General features: G+C 58.7%; 8 protein-coding genes. 5 read left to right on the forward strand and 3 right to left on the reverse strand.

From position 1 onward, the window contains the following. Positions 1-255: 255 nt before the first annotated feature. The 5 genes from P1S46_10690 to P1S46_10710 all read left to right on the forward strand — a co-directional run bounded on the left by P1S46_10690 (position 256) and on the right by P1S46_10710 (position 4728). On the forward strand, positions 256-390 hold the full coding sequence (locus P1S46_10690; protein MDF1536945.1) for a hypothetical protein: 135 nt from the start codon (positions 256-258) through the stop codon (positions 388-390). A 60-nt stretch (positions 391-450) separates the two neighbouring features. Then, positions 451-2058 carry a CTP synthase gene (locus P1S46_10695; protein MDF1536946.1) on the forward strand — a complete coding sequence of 536 codons (1608 nt, stop codon included), beginning with the start codon at positions 451-453 and terminating at the stop codon, positions 2056-2058. Further along, positions 2058-2930: a 3-deoxy-8-phosphooctulonate synthase gene (gene kdsA, locus P1S46_10700; protein ID MDF1536947.1), complete on the forward strand. Its 873-nt coding sequence runs from the start codon at positions 2058-2060 to the stop codon at positions 2928-2930. Before P1S46_10695 ends, kdsA begins: the two co-directional genes overlap by 1 nt. Further along, on the forward strand, positions 2927-3907 hold the full coding sequence (locus P1S46_10705; protein MDF1536948.1) for a KpsF/GutQ family sugar-phosphate isomerase: 981 nt from the start codon (positions 2927-2929) through the stop codon (positions 3905-3907). Before kdsA ends, P1S46_10705 begins: the two co-directional genes overlap by 4 nt. Positions 3908-4089: 182 nt before the next feature. After that, positions 4090-4728 carry a hypothetical protein gene (locus P1S46_10710; protein MDF1536949.1) on the forward strand — a complete coding sequence of 213 codons (639 nt, stop codon included), beginning with the start codon at positions 4090-4092 and terminating at the stop codon, positions 4726-4728. 592 nt (positions 4729-5320) lie between these two features. Here the strand turns inward: P1S46_10710 and P1S46_10715 are convergent. The 3 genes from P1S46_10715 to P1S46_10725 all read right to left on the reverse strand — a co-directional run bounded on the left by P1S46_10715 (position 5321) and on the right by P1S46_10725 (position 6754). Beyond that, positions 5321-5632 (reverse strand): nucleotidyltransferase family protein, encoded by a 312-nt coding sequence (locus P1S46_10715; GenBank protein ID MDF1536950.1) that lies wholly within the window; start codon positions 5630-5632, stop codon positions 5321-5323. 478 nt (positions 5633-6110) lie between these two features. Then, positions 6111-6377, reverse strand: a complete 267-nt coding sequence (locus tag P1S46_10720) for a DUF86 domain-containing protein (GenBank protein MDF1536951.1) — start codon at positions 6375-6377, stop codon at positions 6111-6113. Between the two features lie 53 nt (positions 6378-6430). Next, positions 6431-6754, reverse strand: a complete 324-nt coding sequence (locus P1S46_10725) for a nucleotidyltransferase family protein (GenBank protein MDF1536952.1) — start codon at positions 6752-6754, stop codon at positions 6431-6433. Between the last annotated feature and the right edge of the window lie 127 nt (positions 6755-6881).

Here is a 6881-nt window from a genome sequence, read left to right on the forward strand (position 1 = left end):
TCAATGACTTACGGTGCGGGTCATTGATTTGGGCGCCCCGCGCGGGGCGCGTTGATGGACTTTTTGCGAGTCCATCAAACTTTGATAGGGTCGCAAAAAGTCCAGGGCGAGAAGGGCAAAAAGCATGGTGATCACTTTTCCCTCACCTGAACGGCTGGGCCTTGAATATCGGGATCAAAGCCTGTTTTTATCCCGATATTCAAGTCACCATCTGTCGATTTCGGAGAAATCCCTCCCCCTGCCGGGAGAGGGCAGGTGAGGGAGAAGGTCTCGGATTTTCTCCGTGACCTCCAGCCGTCGCCAAAGGCTATGGCTGGCAAGCCGATTTTCTCCGTGGTGATAGCTTTTTCGGGCTTTGGAGTGACACCGCTCGGGTACTCATTGTTGTGATGAACCCAGGACAATAACTGAAACAGGGGAAAGTGCCCCAGGAAGACCTAAGGAGGGACCATGAAGACCAAGTTCATCTTCGTGACGGGCGGGGTAGTTTCCTCCCTGGGCAAGGGACTGGCCTCCGCTGCCATCGGGGCCCTCATGGAATCAAGGGGGCTCAGGGTGACCATCCAGAAGATGGACCCCTACATCAACGTCGATCCCGGGACCATGAGCCCCTACCAGCACGGTGAGGTGTTCGTCACGGAAGACGGCGCCGAGACCGACCTGGACCTCGGCCATTACGAGCGGTTCACCCGCGCTCCCATGTCGAAGAAGAGCAATTTCACCACCGGCAGGGTATACGACTCGGTCATCAACAAGGAAAGGCAGGGCGAGTACCTTGGCGGGACGGTCCAGGTTATCCCCCACATCACTGACGAGATCAAGTCCATGATCTGCCAGGCCGCGGACGATGTGGACCTCCTCATCTGCGAGGTGGGCGGAACCGTCGGCGACATCGAAAGCCTTCCTTTCCTGGAGGCTATCCGGCAGTTCAAGGGCGATGTGGGCAGGGACAACGTCATCTACATTCACCTCACCCTGGTGCCCTACATCCGGACGGCGGGTGAGCTGAAGACCAAACCCACCCAGCATTCGGTCCAGAAGCTCCGGGAGATCGGTATTCAGCCCGATATCCTGCTCTGCCGGACCGATCGAAACCTGGACATGGACATCAAGAAGAAGATCGCCCTGTTCTGCAACGTGACACCCGAGGCGGTGATCACCGCACGGGATGTCGACAGCATCTACCAGGTGCCCCTCGTTTACCACGAGGAGGGCCTGGACCAGCAGATCATCGAACACCTGAGGATGTGGACCCGCTCGCCGGACCTGAAAGCCTGGCAGGGTATCGTGGACAAGGTGACCAACCCTGCCCACGAGGTGGTGATCGCTGTTGTCGGCAAGTACGTGAGCCTCGTGGAGTCTTACAAGAGTCTCAACGAGGCGCTCATTCACGGGGGCATTGCCAATGACAGCAGGGTCATCCTCAGGTTTGTGGACAGTGAAGAGCTTGAGACCCGGGAGCCCGCGGACCTTCTCGGGGAGGCCGACGGCATCCTGGTTCCCGGCGGGTTCGGGCACCGGGGCACCGAGGGAAAGATCAGGGCGGCCCGATACGCCCGGGAGGAGAAAGTCCCCTATTTCGGGATCTGTCTCGGTATGCAGCTCGCGGTGGTGGAGTTCGCGAGGTCGGTGGCGTCTCTCGAGAGGGCCAACAGCTCCGAGTTCGACGAGAAAACCCCCCATCCCGTCATCGACCTGCTCCCGGAGCAAAGGGACGTGACCGACATGGGGGGAACCATGAGGCTCGGCGCCTATCCCTGCCTCCTGGAGGAGGGGACCGAGGCCCGGCGTCTTTACGGCGCGGGAGAAATATCGGAAAGGCACCGCCACAGGTACGAGTTCAACCCCGAATACAAGGACACCCTGCGGGAAAAGGGACTCCGGATCTCGGGAACCTCCCCCGATGGAAGGCTGGTGGAGATGATCGAGCACCCGGACCATCCATGGTTCGTGGGCTGCCAGTTCCACCCCGAGTTTAAATCACGTCCCTGGAAACCCCACCCCCTGTTTGCCGGTTTTATCGCGGCCAGCCTCGCGCTGAAGAGATCGAGGGACTGATGGATCTGAAGGTGAACCCGGTCACCGTCGGCCGTGTGACCATTGGAGGATCAGGGGAAGGGACTGGAGGAGGTTTCGGACCCCTTGTCCTCATCGCGGGCCCCTGCGTCATCGAGGACCCGGAGAGCTGCCTCGAGGCGGCCGAGGGACTGGCGGAGATCTGCGGCCGGGTAGGGATCGACCTCATATTCAAGGCCTCCTACGACAAGGCCAACCGGACCTCCGCGGGGTCGTACCGCGGCCCCGGGTTCGACAGCGGGATGGAGGTCCTGGCGGGGATCAGGGACAAGGTCGGCATCCCCGTGACTTCCGACATCCACTGGCCGGAACAGGCGGGGGATGCCGCGGCTGTCCTGGACATCCTCCAGATCCCGGCGTTCCTCTGCCGGCAGACCGATCTCCTCACGGCCGCCGCGGCAACCGGAAAGCCGGTCAACGTCAAGAAGGGCCAGTTCCTCTCTCCCTGGGACGTCAAGGGGATATCGGGAAAGGTCAACGGCGGCAGGAACCTCGTCATCACCGAGAGGGGTACGACCTTCGGTTACAACAACCTGGTGGTGGATTTCAGATCTTTTCCCGTGATCCGGGAACTGGGGCTGCCCGTGGTCTACGACGCGACCCACAGCCTCCAGCTGCCAGGAGGGCTCGGCTCCTCTTCGGGGGGGATGCGGGAGTACATCCCACACCTGTGTCGGGCGGCCGTTGCCTGCGGCGTGGACGGGATCTTCATGGAAGTTCATCCGGATCCGGACCGGGCGCCATGCGACGGTCCCAACATGTGGCCCATGGACCGGCTCGAGGCCCTGCTCCGCCAGCTTCTGGCGATCCGGGCGGCTGCCGGGCAGGACAGTTCCGGAGCGGACAGTCCATGACCGGTTCTATCGACAGGGGAAAAATCCTCGCCATCGCCCGGAGAGTCCTGGAGATGGAGGAGGGCTCGCTGGCCGCCCTGCGGGCCAGGCTGGGTGACGAGTTCGCCACGGCTGTGGAACTCCTGGCATCCTGCAAGGGGAGGGTGGTTTTTGCCGGCATGGGGAAATCAGGGCTGGTGTGCCGCAAGATCGTGGCAACCTTCGCCAGCACGGGGACACCGGCTCTTTTTCTGCATCCGGCCGAGGGCGGCCACGGCGATCTGGGCATGCTGGCCAAAGGCGACATCCTCGTGGCCGTCTCCTACAGCGGCGAGAGCGAAGAACTCATGCGCCTCCTACCGGCCGTCAGGAGGCTGGGCGTCCCCATCGTCGCCATGACGGGAAGCCCGGGCTCCACCCTGGCCCAACGGGCGGACGTGGTCCTCGACATATCCGTGACGGAGGAGGCCTGCCCCCTGGGGCTCGCTCCCACGGCGAGCACGGCGGTGACCATGGCCCTCGGGGACGCACTGGCCGTTGCCCTGCTGGAGATCCACGGGTTCACCGAGAACGATTTCGCCTTTTTTCACCCCGGCGGAGCCCTGGGCAGAAAACTGCTCACGGTGGCGGATATCATGCACACCGGCGACCGGGTGCCTGTGGTCGGCCCGGAAACTGCCATGAAAGAGGCGCTTTTCGAGATCACCTCCAAGCAGCTCGGGTTCACCACCGTTCAGGATGCCGACGGAACCCTCCTGGGCGTGGTGACGGACGGGGACCTGCGCAGGTCCCTGGAAAGGGACGACGACCCCCTGGCCATGAAGGTGAGGCGGGTCATGACCACCACGCCGAAGGTCATCAACCCCGAGGCGCTGGCGGCGCGCGCCCTGCAGCTCATGGAGAGCCATTCCATAACCGCTCTCGTGGTCGTGGACGAAGGCGGTCATGTGGCCGGTGTGCTTCACATGCACGATATCTTGAGGGCGGGAATAGCTTAAGAGCGGAAAACAGGAATCAGAAATCAGGAATCAGATAGAACGCAGAACACACCCTTCGACAGGGCTCAGGGCAGGGAACGCAGGATGAAAACCTTATTGACAACCTGACCTGAGAAAACACGTTTTTAATAGCCCATAGCCCATAGCCCATAGCCCATAGCTCCCAGAGAGGCCCGATCATTTTGAAAGAGCACAGTCCGAAAATCATTGAAGCCGCCAAAAAAATTCAGCTCATCGCCTTCGACGTGGACGGTGTCCTCACCGACGGGAGCATCAGCTACACCTCCGCTGGGGACGAGATCAAGTCGTTCAACGTCAGGGACGGGCACGCCATCAAGCTCCTCGGCAGGGCCGGGCTCTCGGCGGCCATCATCACCGGAAGGAAAAGCGCCATGGTGGACCGGCGGGCCCGGGAACTGGGCATCGAGCTGGTGTACCAGGGGGCCAGGGAGAAGAACATCTCCCTGGACGAGATCGTGAGCAGGCAGGCCCTTTCCCTGGCGGAAATAGCGTTCATGAGCGACGATGTGGTGGACCTTCCCGTCATGGCCCGTGTCGGCCTAGGGTGCTGCCCGGCCGACGCGGCCCCGGAAGTGCTGGACCGGGCCGCCCTGGTCACGGAGGCCGGGGGAGGGAACGGGGCCGCCCGGGAGCTGATCATGTTCATTCTCAAGACGAAAGGTTTATACGACGGGATTATGGAGAAGTATCTTTCCCCAGGGGAAATCATGCCGTCATTCCGAACACGGCGAAGCCGTGAGCCGGAATCCGGATCAAATGCTTTTCACCACAGAGTCACAGAGGACACGGAGGAAGACTGAATCTGGGGAAAGGCGCGGTTCCTGTAAAAGCGGAGTTTAATCCAACACGAAGGTCACAAAGTGACACGAAGGAAGGCGAAATTCCTTATCCTTCCTTCCCCTGCCAATAGCCCCTTTCCTTATTCTCCCTCTCCCCCTCATGTAGGCTCCCTTCCTTATCCTTCCTCCCCCCATGGCTCGCCGAAGCATTATGCGAAGGCGGCTGCTGAGGGGGGAGGATCGAGGTGGGGGTGAGAGAAACCCCTCCTTCGAGATGTTTAAGACCCCGAGTTCCGCCGTTGGCGGGATCGAGTGGCCATAAATGCCACATCAAAACTTTCCTGAAACAATGGACTCCCCATAAAGCAGTGATGAGTAAGAAGTTTAGATCGAAATTCGCTTTCAAATTTCTCGATATTCAACCAAGAAGATGCGTTAATATCTGCGCGGCATTCAGCTCTCAATGCCCCTATGAACTCACTATCGCTCGACCAGGTGAGTGACAGCGAGACGAAGAACCTCGTCCTTTTCGAGATCCCCTTTGCTTTTACCCTCTGTGAGCGCGACTGCCTTACGGGCGAAATCCCGCATGTGTCTGAGCCTGACTGATGGATCACGCCTGGACATACTGCACCTTGGCCTCATCCATGACGGTATCCCGAAAATATTTGCTCAGGCTTCTCGGAGTATTGATCTCGACCTTCCTCCTCCCGAAGATCGAGGAAAGTTCCATTTCCAGATCGTAAAGCTCAAATAACCCGACTTTGGCATCCTGGGAGAACTCCACCAGCACATCAATATCGCTCTCCGGACCGAAATCATCTCTCAGAACGGAGCCGAACAGAGACAGTTTCCGGATCTTATGCTGCCTGCAGAACGTGGCGATCTGCTCTTTGCTGGTGAGGCTGGGGGGCCTGGCATCCATGTTTTGAAGAATACTCAAGTCATCAACAATTGGCAAGTCGACCAGGGAAGCTGTGATAGCGATGCGATTGGGGCAAACCGTGGGGTCGGGTTCCTCCTACGCCAACGCCTTCCGTCGGGCTTCCGTCTTCACCAGCGGCTACGACGTGACGAGTCGGCGGGACAGGGAATTCTTGGGGTCGGAGCGGAAATTGGGCTGTAATTGAGTAATGCTGTCAGTTTTAAGGGCGCTCAGGAGCGCCCTTTGGTTTTAAGCTTGCCTGCTGTTCACACGCACCCTGGGCAAGTCGGGGGCTTTTGGGGCTTCTGGGGGTCAGGGCTTCAGGGGATGAATTGTGGTGTGTCTGACTTGTTCAGTTGGTTTTGCTGGCGATCTTGCTGATTGTGGTTTTGTGGAATCCCAGGTGGGCTGCTATTTCCGGTTGCGTATAACCATAATGTTTGTCTGCCGTTGTTTACAGGTAAACCCATATACGGAGTCAGGTAACAAGCTTTTCGAGTTTTTTCAGAAGGGGTTCCAGTTCCAGGGTGGCGACTCCCCAGACGACATCCAGGTCGACGCTCATGTAATCGTGGACGACCTTGTTCCGCATCCCGATGATCTTTGACCAGGGGATGCCGGCGTTAGCTTCCTGGAATGGTGGGGAAACCTGCCTTGCCGCCTCACCCAGAACCTGGATAAGGTGGGTCAGGATAATCTGAAGGTCTTCACTGGAATCGAACTGCGCCCTGGTTTTGCCTCCCATTTTTGAAAGCGCTTTCCGGCATACGTCAAGCATGTGCCCTACTATAGATGAGATCATCTTTGGGCATACTGAACCCGGGCTTCCTTCAGGATGACAGGACGCAGGCGGTGGTTGAGATATTTCTCATTGACCAGATCCACTTTCCGCCCTCCCAGCAATTGTGACAGATCCTTCTCAATATCCAGGATGTCAAAACCAAGGACTTTGCCTGGTTCGAACTGCACCAACACGTCAACATCGCTGTCCGGGCCAAAATTCTCCCTCAGGACCGAACCGAAAAAGGACAGCTTTCTGATACCGTTCCGGCGACAGAACTCATTCAGGGACTTCCTGTCCACGGCTATGGATCCAGGATTGTTTGAAGTTTTCTCAACCATTTTCAAATCTTAGCAGAAATGATGTTGAGGTTGAAACCCCTATTGCAAGAATGATGACTTCGCAAAAAGTCATCAACGCGCCCCGCGCGGGGCGCCCAAATCAATGACTCACTCCGTAAGTCATTGA

It is taken from the genome of bacterium (genome assembly GCA_029210545.1).
Lineage (GTDB): Bacteria > BMS3Abin14 > BMS3Abin14 > BMS3Abin14 > BMS3Abin14 > JARGFV01.